This window comes from Micromonospora sp. NPDC051006 (assembly GCF_044456245.1).
Classification (GTDB): Bacteria; Actinomycetota; Actinomycetes; order Mycobacteriales; family Micromonosporaceae; genus Micromonospora.
The window spans coordinates 1-15,151 of sequence record NZ_JBITFP010000043.1 but is presented as its reverse complement, the minus strand read 5'-3'; the positions used below and the strand labels follow the sequence as shown (position 1 = coordinate 15,151).

At 69.0% G+C, this 15,151-nt stretch carries 11 protein-coding genes and 1 pseudogene; 5 read left to right on the top strand and 7 right to left on the bottom strand.

The features are described 5' to 3' along the window. Window positions 1-316: 316 nt before the first annotated feature. The 6 genes from ACIBBA_RS33280 to ACIBBA_RS33255 form a co-directional block, all read right to left on the bottom strand. Window positions 317-1,303, bottom strand: a complete 987-nt coding sequence (locus ACIBBA_RS33280; protein WP_396702823.1) for a serine hydrolase domain-containing protein — start codon at window positions 1,301-1,303, stop codon at window positions 317-319. A gap of 466 nt (window positions 1,304-1,769) precedes the next feature. Then, window positions 1,770-2,414 carry a response regulator gene (locus ACIBBA_RS33275; protein ID WP_396702821.1) on the bottom strand — a complete coding sequence of 215 codons (645 nt, stop codon included), beginning with the start codon at window positions 2,412-2,414 and terminating at the stop codon, window positions 1,770-1,772. Beyond that, complete coding sequence (locus tag ACIBBA_RS33270) at window positions 2,414-3,631, bottom strand: sensor domain-containing protein (protein ID WP_396702819.1); 1,218 nt, start codon at window positions 3,629-3,631, stop codon at window positions 2,414-2,416. The genes ACIBBA_RS33275 and ACIBBA_RS33270 overlap by 1 nt, the downstream gene beginning before the upstream one ends. A gap of 110 nt (window positions 3,632-3,741) precedes the next feature. Continuing rightward, window positions 3,742-6,282: an ABC transporter permease gene (locus ACIBBA_RS33265; RefSeq protein ID WP_396702817.1), complete on the bottom strand. Its 2,541-nt coding sequence runs from the start codon at window positions 6,280-6,282 to the stop codon at window positions 3,742-3,744. Further along, window positions 6,279-7,034, bottom strand: coding sequence for an ABC transporter ATP-binding protein (locus ACIBBA_RS33260; RefSeq protein ID WP_396702815.1), 756 nt, complete (start codon window positions 7,032-7,034; stop codon window positions 6,279-6,281). Before ACIBBA_RS33260 ends, ACIBBA_RS33265 begins: the two co-directional genes overlap by 4 nt. A 224-nt stretch (window positions 7,035-7,258) precedes the next feature. Continuing rightward, the gene (locus ACIBBA_RS33255) at window positions 7,259-8,398 is read right to left on the bottom strand and encodes an IS110 family transposase (protein ID WP_396702813.1); all 1,140 of its coding nucleotides are present in this window, start codon (window positions 8,396-8,398) and stop codon (window positions 7,259-7,261) included. Window positions 8,399-8,826: 428 nt separating this feature from the next. Between ACIBBA_RS33255 and ACIBBA_RS33250 the strand changes: the two genes are divergently transcribed. The 3 genes from ACIBBA_RS33250 to ACIBBA_RS33240 all read left to right on the top strand — a co-directional run bounded on the left by ACIBBA_RS33250 (window position 8,827) and on the right by ACIBBA_RS33240 (window position 10,914). Next, window positions 8,827-9,312 carry a hypothetical protein gene (locus ACIBBA_RS33250; protein WP_396702811.1) on the top strand — a complete coding sequence of 162 codons (486 nt, stop codon included), beginning with the start codon at window positions 8,827-8,829 and terminating at the stop codon, window positions 9,310-9,312. Window positions 9,313-9,599: 287 nt separating this feature from the next. Continuing rightward, window positions 9,600-10,193, top strand: a complete 594-nt coding sequence (locus tag ACIBBA_RS33245) for a hypothetical protein (protein ID WP_396702809.1) — start codon at window positions 9,600-9,602, stop codon at window positions 10,191-10,193. Window positions 10,194-10,509: 316 nt separating this feature from the next. Then, window positions 10,510-10,914 carry a hypothetical protein gene (locus tag ACIBBA_RS33240; RefSeq protein WP_396702807.1) on the top strand — a complete coding sequence of 135 codons (405 nt, stop codon included), beginning with the start codon at window positions 10,510-10,512 and terminating at the stop codon, window positions 10,912-10,914. 285 nt (window positions 10,915-11,199) lie between these two features. Here ACIBBA_RS33240 and ACIBBA_RS33235 read toward each other — a convergent pair. Beyond that, window positions 11,200-11,397, bottom strand: a pseudogene (locus ACIBBA_RS33235) (hypothetical protein); the annotation flags it as partial. A gap of 275 nt (window positions 11,398-11,672) precedes the next feature. Between ACIBBA_RS33235 and ACIBBA_RS33230 the strand changes: the two are divergent. Both ACIBBA_RS33230 and ACIBBA_RS33225 read left to right on the top strand, forming a co-directional pair. After that, complete coding sequence (locus ACIBBA_RS33230) at window positions 11,673-12,680, top strand: hypothetical protein (RefSeq protein WP_396702805.1); 1,008 nt, start codon at window positions 11,673-11,675, stop codon at window positions 12,678-12,680. A gap of 1,244 nt (window positions 12,681-13,924) precedes the next feature. Continuing rightward, the gene (locus ACIBBA_RS33225; protein ID WP_396702803.1) at window positions 13,925-14,809 is read left to right on the top strand and encodes a septum formation family protein; all 885 of its coding nucleotides are present in this window, start codon (window positions 13,925-13,927) and stop codon (window positions 14,807-14,809) included. Window positions 14,810-15,151 lie beyond the last annotated feature (342 nt).

Here is a 15,151-nt window from a genome sequence, read left to right as displayed (position 1 = left end):
CGCAATCGACGACCAGACGGCCATCAAGGTGACCGACGGCACCGTCGAGGTCGTCTCCGAGGGGCACTGGAAGCTGTTCCCCTCGTAGCCGCGGCCAACGGTGATCGGCGTGGCGAAGCACCCGCTCATGCCGCGAGTCGCGCGGCCAGCCGACCGTACAGGACGTGCGACATTGCCGATGATCGGATGTTGATTGGGTGCCGCCACGCGGGTGCGGTTCCGACGAAGGCAGAAACTGTCCCAAGCGCATGCGCCAGGTGGCGTCTGGCCCAGATACCTGCCCCGCCGACGGGGCTGACCGGCGGGCGCAGCGTCGTCACGCCATTGCGGGGAGGATGACCCGCTCCAGCACCGTGAGCGGGGTTCGCCACTGGTCGGGGTCGTCGTAGTTGCCGGCGGTGATGGCCACGGTGAGGTCCAGGTCGGGCAGGACGAACAGGCGCTGGCCGCCGTTACCCATGCCGGCCACCAGCCGATGGCCCTCGATGGACTCGATGTACCACTGGTAGCCGTACTGCGCGCCCCAGCCGGTCTGCAGGCGTGGCTGGAGCATCGTGCGGATCCAGTCGGCGGGGACGATCCGCTGACCGTCCCAGGCTCCCTCGGCCAGCACCAGCTCGCCGAGCCTGGCCAGTCCGCGGGGCGCGAGTCGCAGCCCGGACGCGGCGGAGGCCACTCCGTCCGCGCCGGTCATCCACTCGAAGTTGCCGATGCCCAGCGGCGCGAACAGCACGGCCTGCCCGTACTGCGGCAGCGACTGCCCGGTGCCGTCGGCGATCAGTCGGCCGAGTAGAGCCGTGGCGCCGCCGCAGTACGTCCATCGGGTGCCGGGCGGCTCGAGGATCGGCCGCTCCAGGATGTACCGGTACCGGTCCGGCGCCAGCTCCATCGCGATCTCGGCGTTGGCCGGGCTGTTGTACGGGAGATCTTCGCGCCATTCCACCCCCAATGACATCGTCAGCGCGTGCTCAACGGTGAGCCGAGCACGCTGGGGGTCGACCGCCAGGTCGGGGTACTGCGGAAACCGCCGCAGGAGCGGCTCCGCCGGCGGCGGGACCAGCCCTTCGCCGAGCGCGATGCCGTACAACAGCACCGTTACGCTCTTGGTGACTGACCGGATGTCGTGCAGCGTCTCGGGCCCAAACTCGACGACGCCTAGCGGGTCGCCCCAGGCGAAGTCCTCGCCAGCCCTGTAGTACTCCAGCAAGGTTTGACCACCGCGAACCGCCGCGACGGCATGCAGACCGCCGACCTGGCCAGCGTGAAGTATTTTGTCGAGGCGGTCACGCAACTGCGTCGTCATGGGCACTCCGAGAGGGCGATGGCGGCCAGCGGAACAGCACGCTCGTTATACCGGAGTTTCCGCATTGGAGCGGCCCGAGCGGGAGAGCCAGCCCGGCCGCCGCAGCCTCCCACCGCAGCCATGATTCGGTTGCGAGAGGCGGCCGCCTTCGGCCCAGAGCCTCGACGTCAACGTCCAGGACTGTGCCGCGCTCACCTTGCATACCACACTCTCGATGAGGTCGCTGTCGACGTTGCGCGGGTTGGGTGCCGAGCACGAGCAACACAATCCCTCCACGTCCAGCGCGAGCGACATCAGGCGACCCAGCACCTCCGCCCGATCGAAGGTCAGCGGACGACCAGACCGCGGCACCACTGATTCTGAGTCGACCAGCTCCGTATTGACGCGATCAAACTGTTGCAACGCGACACGACGAGGTGGGTTCGGCCCGGCGATGAGCACGGACAGGTCGGGTCACCGGTCGACGTCAGTGGTTGAGGTAGGCGAGGACTGCGCGGACCCGTCGGTTGGCGTCCTCGGCCGGTGGCAGGTCGAGCTTGGCGAAGATGTTGGTGATGTGCTTCTCCACCGACACCGGCGCAAGGACGAGCGCCGCGCAGATGGCCGCGTTCGACAGGCCCTGAGCCATGAGGCCGAGCACCTCCCGTTCCCGGGCGGTGAGCCCGTCGACCCCGTGGTTGCGACTGTTGCGGGTGAACAGTTGCCGTACCACCTCCGGGTCCAGGGCGGTGCCACCGTTGGCGACCCGCTCCACCGCGTCGAGGAAGTCGTCGAGGGCGGTCACGCGGTCCTTGAGAAGGTAACCGACACCACCCCGGCCGTCGGCGAGCAGTTCCACGGCGTAGGCCCGTTCGACGTACTGGGAGACGATGAGCACCCTGGTGCCCGGGTCGGAGGCACGCAGCGTCAGCGCGGCGCGCAGCCCTTCGTCGCGGAAGCCGGGCGGGAGGCGAACGTCGACGATGGACAGGTCGGGTCGGTGCTCGGCGACGGCAGCCAGCAGGGCGGGTGCGGTGTCGACGGCGGCGACGACGGCGTGGCCGGTGTCGGTCAGCAGCCGCACCATTCCGTCCCGAAGCAGCAGCAAGTCCTCGGCGATCACGATGCGCATCAGTGGGGCAGCTCCGCGGACAGGACGGTGGGACCGCCGGATGGACTGGTGATGGTGAGCCTGCCATCGAGTGCCTCGACACGGCGGCGCAGCCCGTCGAGCCCGGAGCCGGACGGGTCGGCACCGCCGTGTCCGTCGTCGGTGAGGGTGACGGTGACCGTGCCGGCGGTCCGGGTGAGGGTGACGACGCAGGTCCGAGCGTCGGCGTGCTTGCCCGCATTGGCCAGACCCTCGGCGATGACGAAGTAGGCCGCCGACTCGACCGCCGCCGGGTAACGGTCGTCTGGGTCGCCCCGGACCTCGACGGCGAGCGGACTGTCGCCGGCCAGCGCGGCGACAGCGGCATGCAGCCTCCGGTCGGTGAGGATCGGCGGATGAATGCCGCGGACCAGCCGACGCAGCTCGGCGAGGGCGTCGTCGAGCTGCCGGCGGGCAAGGTCGACGTCGGATGCGGCAGCCGCACCGGTCCGCAGCTTGCGGGCGGCCAGTGCCAGCGTCATACCGGCGGCAACGATCCGGGCCTGGGCGCCGTCGTGCAGGTCCCGCTCGATCCGACGCAGCTCCGCCGCCTGGGCATCGACCACCCGACGGCGGGTCTGTGCGAGGCGGGCAGCTTCCTCGACCAGATGCCGATGCGCGCCGGGAGCCAGAAGTGCCCGGGCCATCCGGGCCTGGGCCAGTCCAGCGGTTCGCAGGAACCACGCGACGACCGGCAACAGCAGCACGCCGAGGACGGTCAGGCCGAATCGGCCCGGAACGGTCGTCATGAGCGGACGCATCGGAAATGGTGCGTGCGGGTTCGGCACCGCCCACGCCCACGCCGGCGCCACGACGGCGGCGAGATCAACGACGGTGGCCACCACGGCTACGACCCCGCCTGCCAGGCCCAGCGGGAACAGCGCGACCAGCCAGGCCAGGTCCCGCCAGGTGGCCGGTTGCACCGCGACCGCGCTGATCCGCTGCCGGACGGTGCCGCCCTCCGTCGACAGGTACGGCGCGGCGATTGCGGTGCCGAGCACCCAACGAGCCCGGCGCCGCTCCAGGGCGGCGAGGCGCCGGGTCACCCAGGCGGCACCAAGGAACGTCGGCCCGCCGAGCTGCGTGATCGCCAGCAAACCGACACCGAGGATGGACGCCAGGACCCAGGCGAGGCCGACAACACCGGCGACGAGGCTGCTGACCAGATACGCCAGCGCCGACGCCGTTGTGCGGATCATCGCGGCCATCGTACCTGCGGTGCGCCGGCACCAGCCGCCGGCCGCCGCCCGGACCCGTCCCCCGACGACAAGGAGGACAGGTCCGAGTGGCGATCCGGTGGGAAGCACAGTCAGCGCCCGTCGCTCAGGGCCGGCAGGCTACGCCGCCGCAGCAGGACTCGGGCCGGTACGGCACCCGCGACCAGCCCCAGTGCCGCGACACCGCCGAGCATCCCCGCGTAGGTGCCAGCGTCGACGAACACCCGCAACGTGCCGCCCTGTGCGGTGCTGAACGCGCCGACCACGATCGCGGTGACCAGGATGCCCAGCACCAGGCCCGCGCTGACCGTGATCATCGCTTCACGGCCGACGAGCCGGTGAAGCTGTTTGGTCGTCGCCCCGACCAGCCGCAGGTCGGCGAACTCGCGACGACGCGCGGCGGTAGCGATGGCGAAGGTGTTGACGACCGCGATCGCCGTGAAGCCGAGGGAGATGACCACCATGAGTTCCCAGGCGCCCTGCTGATTCTGCGCGTCCCCAGCGGGTGCCGCACCGAGCGTGGGGGTCAGCCGCAGATCAGGCCACGAGGCGGCGATCCGATCCGGTACGTCGCCGCGATAGCGCAGCCCGACCGTGCTGACCAGCCCGCGCGGGTCGTGCGCCGCCACCAGGTCCAAGGGCAGCGCCAGCTCACCGAAGCCACGGGCTCGGGCGTACACCCCGGCGAGGCGCAGGTGGACCTTATGGCCGTCGGCGAGCCAGATCCGCACGTCGTCGCCCAACCGCCAACCGTACTGGTCGGTGATGTACTCGCTGGCGGCGAACGTGCCCATGCCCGGCAGCGTCCCGGCGCGTAGGTCGAGGTCGAGCGCGCTCTCGCTGCCGGCCACCAACAGACCCTGCGTGGCGAAGTCCTCGGGCTTGCCGCCCTGCTCGACGATGGCCCGCGTCGGCAGCGTGGCCGCCACCCCCGTCACGCCGTCGAGAGCTACGAACCTCTCGACGGTGCCGAGCGGAAGCCCGCCCGGCGCGGTCACCTGCGCCGTCGCGGGCGCCGTCCGGTCCACCTGCTCCTGCGCGGTCAGATCGTCCACCAGGACGCTGTTGAGCAGCATGGTGGCATTGATCGCGAACATGAGCACGAGCGGGACGGCGACCGCCGCGACCCGTCGCGGCTCGGCTCGGGTGACCAGACCGGCCAGCCAGCCAGTCGCGCCTCCGGCGCCGACGAGGCGGGAAAGCGGCGCCGTCACCACCCGGATCAGCAGCGGCCCGAGAGCCGCGACCGTGCACAGCAACAGGGCGGACGACACGAAGCTCATGCCCATTCCGAGCGGCCCGTCGAGCGGCACGAAGACGAGCAGGGCGATCGCGCCGGCGGTGGTCATCACCGCGAGAGCGATCCGCAGGACGAGGCCCCCGGTCGGCGCGTTCGCGGTCTCGGCGAGTGCCTGGGTCGGGGCGATCCGCACCGCTCGGCGGCCGGCGATCCTGGCACCAACGAAGGTCACCACCATTCCCGCCACGGCGGCGGCGATGAGCACCATCACGTTGGTCCGTACGACGAACTGTGCGGGCACCGCGCCCAGGTCCCGGAATCGAGCGGCCACCAGGTGGGCGAACACCACACCCAACGGCGCGCCCGGCAGCGCGGCGAGGCCGGCGAGCAGGACGCTCTCCACGCCGAGGAGGCGGCGCAGCTGACCGGGGGTCGCGCCGGAGGTGCGCAGCAGGGCCAACTCGCGCAGGCGTTGACGTACGCCGAGCGTGACCGTGCCCGTGAGGACGAAAACGGCCGAAAACGCCGTGATGCCGATGACGAAGCCGAATATCGAGATCGGACCGATGTAGTCCGGCAGGGCTCCAGGCAGGTCGGCCCGGACCCGGTCCGCGCCGGTCAGCACGGACGCCTTCCCGGCGGCCCCCTCGACGGCACGGCGAAGCGCGACCAGGTCGGTGCCGGGGCTGGCCAGGACGGCCACCGCGGTCGGGCCGGGCAGCCCCGACACCGACGCCGCCTCAGTGTCGGCGACGAACAACGCACCCTGAGCGGGCAGCCCGTCCCGCCCGGCGGGCGCGGCCACGCCGGACACGGTCATGGTGCGGACGCCAGTCTTCGTGGTGACGATGAGACGTCCGCCCACTGCGGTACCCGAGCGGCTGGCAAGGTCGGCGTCAACGACGACCTGCCCCGGGCCGGGTGCCTCGCCGGTACGCAGCGCGTACGGGGTCAGCGGTGCCGAGGCCCATCCATGTCCGATCACGGGAGCGTCGTCGGCGCCGCGCAGCGGACGGCCGTCCGGCGTACGCGCCTGCACCGGGAAGGAGACGTCCGCGACCGCGGTCGCGACGCCCGGAATGTCGCCCAACCGGCCGGCGAGGTCCACCGGCAGCGAGCCGGCGCCGGTGAGCCGCTCGGACTTGACCTTGCGCTTGACCTTGACCTTGTCCTTCTTCTCCTTGGTGGTGACCTTCTGCAGGGTGACGTCGCGGTCGCCTGAGACAACGACCGCCGCCGCCGCGAACCGGTCGGCCGGCGGCTTTGCCGTGAGCACGGAGGCGAGCAGCAGACCGCCGCCAGCGAGCAGGGCCACAGCCAGCAGCGCGGCGAAGAACGTGCCAGCGTACGCACCGCGGTGTTGGCGAAGGGTGCCGAGAGCGAGCCGGATCATCGGACGGTCACCGCCATCATCTGCGCCGCGACCTTCTCGGCGGTCGGGTCGGCGAGTTCCGTGACGATCCGACCGTCGGCGAGGAACACCGCGCGGTCGGCCCACGCTGCGGCGGCCGGGTCGTGCGTCACCATGACGATCGTCGTGCCGATGCCGTCCACCGCCTCGCGCAGCAGCCCCAGCACCTCACGGCCGGTCGACAGGTCCAGTGCCCCGGTCGGCTCGTCTGCGAAGATGACCTCCGGCCGGCTGGCCAGGGCGCGGGCGAGCGCGACCCGCTGCCGCTGACCGCCGGACAGTTGGCCGGGACGGTCGTTTTCCCGTCCGGTGAGCCCGACGCGGCGCATTACCTCCCGCGCCCAGTCCCGGTCCGGCCGTACCCCGGCCAGCCGCTGGGGCAGCAGGATGTTGTGCCAGACCGACAGCGCGTCCATCAGGTTGTACGACTGGAAGACGAACCCGACCCGCCGCCGCCGTGCCTGGGTGAGCTGCGGCTCACGCAGCCCGCCGATGTCCTGACCGGCAAGGAGCACCCGCCCGCTGTCCGGCCGATCCAGGCCCGCCGCGCAGTGCAGAAGCGTGGACTTGCCCGAGCCCGACGGGCCCATCACCGCGCAGAACGAACCGGCCTCGAAGGCGACCGACACGCCATCCAACGCCCGGGCACCGCCTCCGCCGGGATAGGTCTTCGTCACGTCGACCACCTCGACGACCGGGCCGCGGACCGCGGGCGTCATATCGCTGTTTCGCATGGTGGAAAGCCTGATCGAGATGGCGTTCCCGGGACACACGGCGACCCATGATTTTGGTGGTGGGGAAACCCCTACCGTCGGCTGATCGACCCAGGCAGTGTCCTCAAATATTCTTGAGGTCGGATGACAGCGTGGCGCGGTGGTGGCAAGATTCGCTGATCCGACTAGCTCTGTCGCACGCTCATGGCACCCCTCTGTGTCAAGACACCGCTCGGAGGGTGGGTTTAGGCTGGCTGGTGGCGGGTCCGGGAAGTGGCTTGTCCGAAGGGCCGATGTCCGGGGTCAGGTCGGTCACGCTGGATTGCAGAGTCGTCCCGGAGTGCCCTCCCGGGCCTGCCGCCTGACGTCGTTTCTGGTCGGCGACCATGCGGGCGTAGACCAGGTTGGACAGTCGCCGTTTCAGGGCGCGCATGGCTTCCATGGGGGGTCTTCCCGGCCGCCTTCTTCGCGTCGAAGTAGGCGCGACCTTCGGTGTGGTTGCGCAGCTGGACGACGGCCATGATGTGCAGGGTCCGGTTGATGCGGCGGTTGCCGGCGCGGGAGAGCCGGTGACGCTTCTGCTCGCCGCAGGAGGCGTCGAGCGGGGCGGTGCTGTTCCAGGACGTGAACCGGTCGCGGTCGGCGAAGCGGCGGATGCCCCCGACGTCGGCCAGTAGCCGGGCGGCGCCTGAGGGGCCGATGCCGTGCAGGTCCATCAGGGTGGAGCCGCGGGCGGCCACCAGCTCCTTGAGGTCCTTCTCCGCGGTCTTGGTCTTCTTGTCGATGCTCGCGAGTTCACCGATGAGCTCGACGGCGAGGCGGCGTCTGGTCTTGCCCACGAGGTCGCGGGGTTTGATGGTCGCGATCATCGCTCGTGCTTGCCGTGCGGACAGGAATTGCTTCGCCCCGCCTGGGAAGAGCTCCAGCAGCAGCCGGTGCAGCCGGTTGACAACTTGAGTCCGTGCGCGGCCCAGCTCGATGCGGCGGTCGACCAGCATCCCCATCACCTGCAGGTCTGGGTCGAGTTGGACTTGCACGAGGTTCGGGATGCGCAGTGTGACCATCGCGACCGAGTGCGCGTCCACCGGGTCGGTCTTGCGGCCGTTGCCGGTGGCGAACACCCGCACGTGCGCGGACAGCTTCGCGGGCACGTCGAGCACCGTCTCACCGTCGTGTAGCAGGCGGTGGGCGATGTGCTTGCCGATGCCGTTGCAGCCCTCGACCGCCCACACCCGATGTGCGTACTTGCGGCCGGCGGCGAGCATCTGCGCGTAGCCGGTCTTATCGGTGCTGTACCTGCCCACCGCGAGCACCGGGGCGCGTTCGTCGACTACCTCGATGGTCGCCGAGCGCTTGTGCGGGTCCATCCCGATGATCACCGACATCGGCGCCTCGCTTGACTGAACCGAATGGGTTGTCAGCAAGGAGGGCACCGCTACTTCGAGCAGAACAAACCCCTTTTCAGCCTCTCCTCGCGCGGTGCCCGGCGAGACCGCAGGCCATGAGAGAGCCACACCAATGACACCGGTGGGCAGCCGCAATGTGGGAGCGTCTCGCCGAGCACCTGGACCGAGTCTGGCGGGACATCGATCCTGCGCAGAGTCTCTAAGTAACCGCGATCCGCGCTCAATGAAGTGCGTTATATCGCCGGCGTTATCAATCGGAAGTCCCGACATTTCCAACGGTGAACACGCCAACGGACCGGCGACGAGACCATACGGGCGACGGCCTCGGGCGCACACGCTCCGACGAGCGTCGCGCCGCCGCCGTGACCGATCGCTATGATGCCGGGCGGACCAAGGGAGGAGACAACATGGCGCTGACCGTGCGGGTCCGGCCGAACGCCGCGTCCCTGTCGTTCCTACTGCTCGGCGCGGCGCTGATCGTGATCGGGGCAATGACCGGAGGCGTGCTGGGCCTGGCGATGGTCGTGTGGGGCGCGTTCTTCGCGGTGCTGCTCGGCTACCCGGTGGCGGCCAGCACGTTGTTGCGGGTGCCGGCGGTGGTGGTCGGCCCGGACGGGATCCGGCTGCCGCTGATGGGTGTCCGGCTCGAATGGCCCGAGATCGCCGAGGTGCGGCCGGGCGTCAAGATGCGCGGCCGGACACAGACCCCCGTGCTGCTGGTGATACCCACCGACCCGGTCGCCACGGTCTCGCAGGCGCGCTGGTGGCTGCGCCGGGAGGCCCGCAACGATTTGGCCTCGCTCGGCGCCCCGGTGGTCATTGACGACCGATCCCTCGATCACACCCTCACCGAGATCAGGTCCGCGGTCAGCGCCCACGCACCCGCCCGCTGAGGTGGATCCGGCCGCCGATTCCACCAGACAGCGGCCCGCAATGCCCGTTCCCGCACAGGTCAATTCGCCCGTCGGCGCGGGGGGCACTTGAGCCAGTTCACACTCCCCAACGGGTCGGAGAGCAACACCCGCGAGATGCTGCGTGCGACGCTGCCGCGCAAGCAAACGCACTGACATGCCGCTGGGCATGCGCGCCAGCTTGGGCCGGGTCCGTCACCGATTGTGCAAGGGCACCGGGTCGCGAGGTGCGGCTGCCCCGTGGCCTGCACGGCCTTGAGTTGGCGGCAATGGACCCGACTCTCACCGTAGACGCGGCGGACGACGGCCAGTGGCTTCGTCTCACCCTGACCGGCGCCGACGCGGAAACGACGGTTCCTGCTGGCCTGCACGGTGTTCGAGAGGTCACCCTGGTTGGTGGCGGCATCATGTCCGCCGCTGCCGTGCGGGAAGCGAAAGAGCTGGAGAGCTTCCGGATCTTCTGGCGCAAGCCCCCGGGGCGGCTGGTCGACGCCGCGGCTCTGGCCGGTCTGCCCCGTCTATCTGTTCTCGAGATTGTCGATGGCTACGGTCTGGACGCGGAAACATTGCCGGACCTGATCTCGCTGACACAGCTGAGCATCAGCGGTCTACGTCGATCGATCGTGCCGGATTTGAAGTCCCGCTACCGCTGCATCGGGGTGCGCCTGGTCATCGAAGGCGCGAAGCCCGACACGTGGCTGGCCGCCAACCTGAACAACCCGTTCCGGACTGGGTCGACGACGACGCCCGAGGCGGAGCCGCCGCTTGCAAGGCATACGCAAACGCTGTCCGCACCATTGACAAGCTTCCGCAGGACAGTGATGGGCGTGCAGACGAAGCTGAAGCGGCTTTGCGTACCCTAGTTGAGGCGCTCAACAGCATCGATCAGAAGTACGAGATCATCGACACGCTGCGCCGAGAGGAAGCCTGCGACGCGTTTATGGAACTCGCTGCCCGAGCTCAAGTCCCAGCGCATCTGGCCGACCAGTGGCTCGACGAGTGGCGTGACTTCTAACTGACTCCGTGCGGGCCTGCTGCTGGGTTCGAGCGGTGCAAGATCACCAGACCATGGCGCCACCAGTATCGGGTTCGCCCCTCCCGGGGGCGGGTCTCGGGCCCCGATGGAATCGGCTACCAGTGGGTTAACCAATGGGCGCTCAAGCCGAAGGGGTGACAGGTGTGACACAGATCCTCGCATTCATCGTTACGTACATGGGATTTCTCTGGAGTGATGCACATTTCAAGATCGTCGGCTCGGAGGTGACTTTGGTCAACGGTGGCGATGCGCTCCTTGTCCTGGAGTCTCCGACAGTCCGCCTGCGGTTCGTCCGGGACCGGGGACAACTCTTTCTCGACTTTCAACCGGCCGTGGAGCAGGGTGACGAGTGGTATTCGGTGGACCTGGTACGTCGGCTGCTCCTTGGAAAGCGCGAGTACTCCGCCGTGCTGGATGAGTCTTACGCTCAGTTTCTCGCATCGCACCTGCGTGAGGTCGAAGAAAGGTTCGACGAGTCGCGGTGGGAAATGACCCGGAAGGATCTGAAGGAGCTCAAGGTGCGACGCGCCAAGGAGATGTTTGGATGATTGTATTCAGTGTTTCGGCTGATTCGGCTAGATTGCGGCGGTCCTTATTCAATCGTCCCTGAGGAGAAGCGAATGCAGGAAGCCCCGGGCCGTGGCGGGCGCGGGCGCACGGACTCGTCCCTCGTGGGTGACGCGCCCGGTGTGGTCAATGGCGATGTAGCCAGCCTCGAAGAGGCTGTTGAGGAGCTGGTCCAGTACTTGCGTGAGCAGGGCGGGAATCGGGTCCGTGTGGATGCCGGGGCAATGCCGCCGAACCTCTTGCTGATTTCTTGCTGATGTAGCGGCCTAAGGGACGTCTCGGAACTGGGTGAGAGCGCTTCCTAGCGCCGGTACGGCGGTCAGCCGGCAGGATAATGTTGTGGGGTTGGCAATGCCGGAAGCGGCGTCGGCCAATGTGTGGGCGGCGCGACGGTAGTCGCGCAGGATCTTGAAGCACTTCATCCTGGCCAGAGCATGTTCGACCCCGGCGCGGACGGTGCGGTGGCGGCTGCTCACGGTGGCTGTCAATGCGGAGCGGGCAGATCATCGCGTGGCACGCCCGCAGGGTGTGGCGCAAGGCGACTGGTGAGGCCCAGGGCTTCGGGGTGGCGCCGAAGGCTGTGAGGCGCCAACACTCCCGCCGCCTGTGGTCTGGCTTGAGGTGCGGCGGGACGCCCCTGGATGGTGCAGGCATCGCTTGGCCCTGGTGGATTCGAACTCAGGGCCGGACCTCCGGATACCTGATCGTGTTCATGCTGGTGGTCGTGTAAGACAACGTCGTGGTTGTTGAAAAGTTCCAGGGCGGGACCGGCAGTGTCTGCGCTCGTCGTGAGGATCTGATGCAAGGCGGCCGCTGGCAGGGCCTGCTTCTCGATGTCACCTCTGCGCCCCGACGTCCGGGTATCGCAGTGGAGGTCACCAGGGGTAGGCGTCTTCAGATCCGGCAGGGGTCGGCGGTCGTGTTCCTTGCTCAGCTCGACGCTGCCTTCTGCTACGTCGACTACCTGCGGCTGCGTGGCTACAGGTCGGTTTTGCCACCCCTGCGGTGGGCGGATGCACGCCGGGTAGGCGAGGGCCCAGCCGAGGATTGGGACGTCCGGTGGGCGTACCGGTTCGCGGACCTGCTCACCACCAGCGGGACCGGGCCGCTGTATCCGAGCCGGTGGTTGTTGCAGTCGAGCGCACCGAACCTGCGTTATGTGGCGGCATTCGGGTCGATTCTCGAGCCCGCCCCGACCGTCGACCGCTGGTCCAAGCTACTGGTCGATGACGATGCGGGGGAGCTTGACTGGTACGTCCACGGAGGCAGTGGCCTCGTCCTTCCCATGCGACCGATGTCCCGGCCCGAAGACGCTCGAGTGAAGGCCTACCGCAAGCAGATCCGCGACGGCACGCTGCCGCCGATCCTGTTGTGGTGGGTGAGCAGCCTGGACTCGTACCTGCTTCTCGACGGGCACGACCGACTGGCCGCCTGCCTGGCCGAGGTGGTCGAGCCGCCACTGATGACCCTGACGACGGTCGTCGACGCCAACGAGGTGAAACGGTGCAACACGTGGGCGGTGCGCCGTCATGTCGAGATCACCAACCACATCGAAGGCGAGATCTCGAAGGGCACGCCGGGAGCCGCGGACGCTCTGGTCGCCGAGCGACGGCGGTTCGCCGACGATCTCGTGGCGCCGCAGCTCTGCGCGAAACCTACCAGGGCCTGGGTGCTTCCCGGCGGAGTACTTTCATGGAGTCACGTGGCGGCTCTGGCCGATCCCGTCTGGGCGGGAGCTCATCGTTGACCGCGGCGGTCGGCCGGCTCTCGGGCTTGTGCGCGTATTGGTGGTTCAGGGGCGGGTTGGACTGGTCAGGCCTGACGGGTGGTGGTTGGCCGGCGTAGTTCGGTTACCAGCGACCGTAGCCACGGCTGGCGCACGGCGGGTTCGCCGATGGTCACGGCGACATCCACTCGAGCATGATGCCTGGATCTCCGGTCCGCCATGTCGCCCCAGGGTCGCAAATCTGCCACCGACTTCGTGTGCCGCAGACATGTGTACGAAGAGGAAACGGCCAGCGCCAAATGACGGTCCCGGGCCGCTGACGAGGCCCGCGCGTGAGCCCCACGCCAGCCGACCGCCGGTCTGCGGGAGCAGGGCGGGAGCAGGGCGGGAGCAGGGCGGGAGCAGCTTGGGGCTACTGTCACTGACCGGGGCAGCGCTGGCCGAGGCCACACGGGGCGATAGGCATGGCGAACGACCCGCGGGACCATCACTGCCGCCACCGGCTGGCAGCAGCCCAGGAGGCCCTCAAACCTGGGGAGCAGAGAGAGAGCAACGCCCTGCACCGAACGGCACCACGTGCCCGGCGGCCGGCCCTCACAAGCGCTTGCCCGCGCGCACCAGCACGTCCCACTCGTCATCGTGACGACCGTACGCCGACACGCGATCAGCCCCCGCGTCGGTCATGCTGTTGGCGGAATCGCACTGTAGGTGACGGCAGCACGGGCTGTACAGCCATCCGCGTTGAGCGATGTCGATCAAGCCTTCGAGGTGTAGAGCGGTGCCAGATCGTCGAGACCGCAGGCTGCCAGATCGTCATTGCGACCGGTCACCGTGAGGCGATTTCTCGGTCGCCGTGCCAGCGTCGACGACCGCTACAGAGGCTCGTCCAGTAGGCCGTGCTACTGGCGGCGCTCGTGCAGCAGCCGCATCAGGTGATCGCTGCGGCGTACGGCAAGGCCCACCACCAAAGGCACCACTTCATCGTCCGTCATCTCCCACGGCCACGGCTCCTCGGCGTGAGCGCGTTGGGGTCGGACAGGTCGGTCAGCAGGTCGTCAAGGTCGATCCGCTGTCGTGAGCCAGACGGCTAGGCGGCGCGGGGATGGTGGGGTGCGGCCAGGAGCACGCTCAAACCACGGGTCAACCCTGTCAGCAGGCGGGGTCGCGGTGCCCGGCCGGGCGCCGCTCGGGCCGGTATCAACAGCGGCGCTGTGTGCCCTATGCTGCGCGCGTCGCGAATCCCCGAACCCTAGAGAGGACTGCGCATGGGACGTCAGCCGCGGGTCCTTGTCGCCGCCGCACTGATCGGCGTCCTGATCTCCGGATGCGCCGCGCCGCCGCCGGGCAGTGACGGTGACCTGGTCGACGACTGGCGCCCGCTGGCGGCCGCACAGCAGTTCACCCCGCGAGTCGGGGCCTGCTATACCGTCTCCGACCCCAATCTGGAGGACCACGAGCCGGTGGACTGCGGGCAGCCCCACGTGCTGGAGACGATCCACGTCGGAACGTTCACCGGCGACCTCGCCCAACGTCCGACCCCGCCCCGGTTCTATTCGGCCGCCATGCGTCCGGCGTTCGCCGAGTGCGACGCGAAGGCGCGCGAGTTCGTGGGCGGCGACTGGCGCGACGGGCGGGTCGCCGTCCAAGCGGTACCTCCGTCGGCGGGGGGTTGGCAGGGCGGGGCCCGTTGGTTCCGGTGCGACCTGTTCGTCCTCAGCGCCCCCAGCAGCGCCGGCGGCTCACCCGACTCGATCATGAAGCAGGTCGGAAGCCTACGCGGCGCTCTGAAGATGCCGTCACCGCTGGCGCACACCTGCTTCCAGCTCGACCCATACGACCAGCTTCTATCGGTCAATTGCGCCGACCCACACCGCTTCGAATACGTCGGAATCTGGACCTCTCCCCTGGAGCGGCGCGACGACGTGGGGCGCGACCCGGCAGCTGCGCACGCCCAGTGTCGGAAGCTGGTCTACCGGTTCGCGAGGGTGCCCGCCGGCGGAGAGGTCGGCGCCGGCACCCTGTACCGGCTGCCGTCCGAGCAGGGCTGGGCACGCGGCGACCGCGGGGTGCGCTGCTACTTCTGGACGGGCGGACCGGAGGTCAGCCGTTCCATACGAGGACGGGGTGCCTCGGCCATCCAGAACCCCTGAGCTGGCGCCGTTCAACGATGCATGACGAGGCACTGGCCGCAAGGAAGACCTCGATCACATGACTGCGGGCCAGCCGGACCCGAGCAATTCCGACAGTAGTGATATCTGATGTCGCCAGAGGGCCGCACGCACCCGCTGAATGCAGGCCAGCGGGAGGAACTCTGCAGGATGCTGTCCTCGCGGCGCGCTACGCAGCACCGCGGGGCGCCCGTGGTGCACCCATGGCCGGAGCCGCTACCCGCGTCCTGGATGCTCCTATGGACGTCAAGCGGTGCTGAGGGCGGTGAAGTCGGCCATGAGCGCGGTGTGGACCTCGCGGACGATGTATCGCTTGAGTTCCCT

Excerpts from the sequence above, each read along its gene's own strand:
- ACIBBA_RS33275 (WP_396702821.1), bottom strand. The coding sequence starts at position 2,414 with ATGCGCATCGTGATCGCCGAGGACTTGCTGCTGCTTCGGGACGGAATG.
- ACIBBA_RS33280 (WP_396702823.1), bottom strand. The coding sequence starts at position 1,303 with ATGACGACGCAGTTGCGTGACCGCCTCGACAAAATACTTCACGCTGGC.
- ACIBBA_RS33250 (WP_396702811.1), top strand. The coding sequence starts at position 8,827 with ATGGCGCTGACCGTGCGGGTCCGGCCGAACGCCGCGTCCCTGTCGTTC.
- ACIBBA_RS33225 (WP_396702803.1), top strand. The coding sequence starts at position 13,925 with ATGGGACGTCAGCCGCGGGTCCTTGTCGCCGCCGCACTGATCGGCGTC.
- ACIBBA_RS33265 (WP_396702817.1), bottom strand. The coding sequence starts at position 6,282 with ATGATCCGGCTCGCTCTCGGCACCCTTCGCCAACACCGCGGTGCGTAC.
- ACIBBA_RS33270 (WP_396702819.1), bottom strand. The coding sequence starts at position 3,631 with ATGATCCGCACAACGGCGTCGGCGCTGGCGTATCTGGTCAGCAGCCTC.
- ACIBBA_RS33255 (WP_396702813.1), bottom strand. The coding sequence starts at position 8,398 with ATGTCGGTGATCATCGGGATGGACCCGCACAAGCGCTCGGCGACCATC.
- ACIBBA_RS33245 (WP_396702809.1), top strand. The coding sequence starts at position 9,600 with ATGGACCCGACTCTCACCGTAGACGCGGCGGACGACGGCCAGTGGCTT.
- ACIBBA_RS33260 (WP_396702815.1), bottom strand. The coding sequence starts at position 7,034 with ATGCGAAACAGCGATATGACGCCCGCGGTCCGCGGCCCGGTCGTCGAG.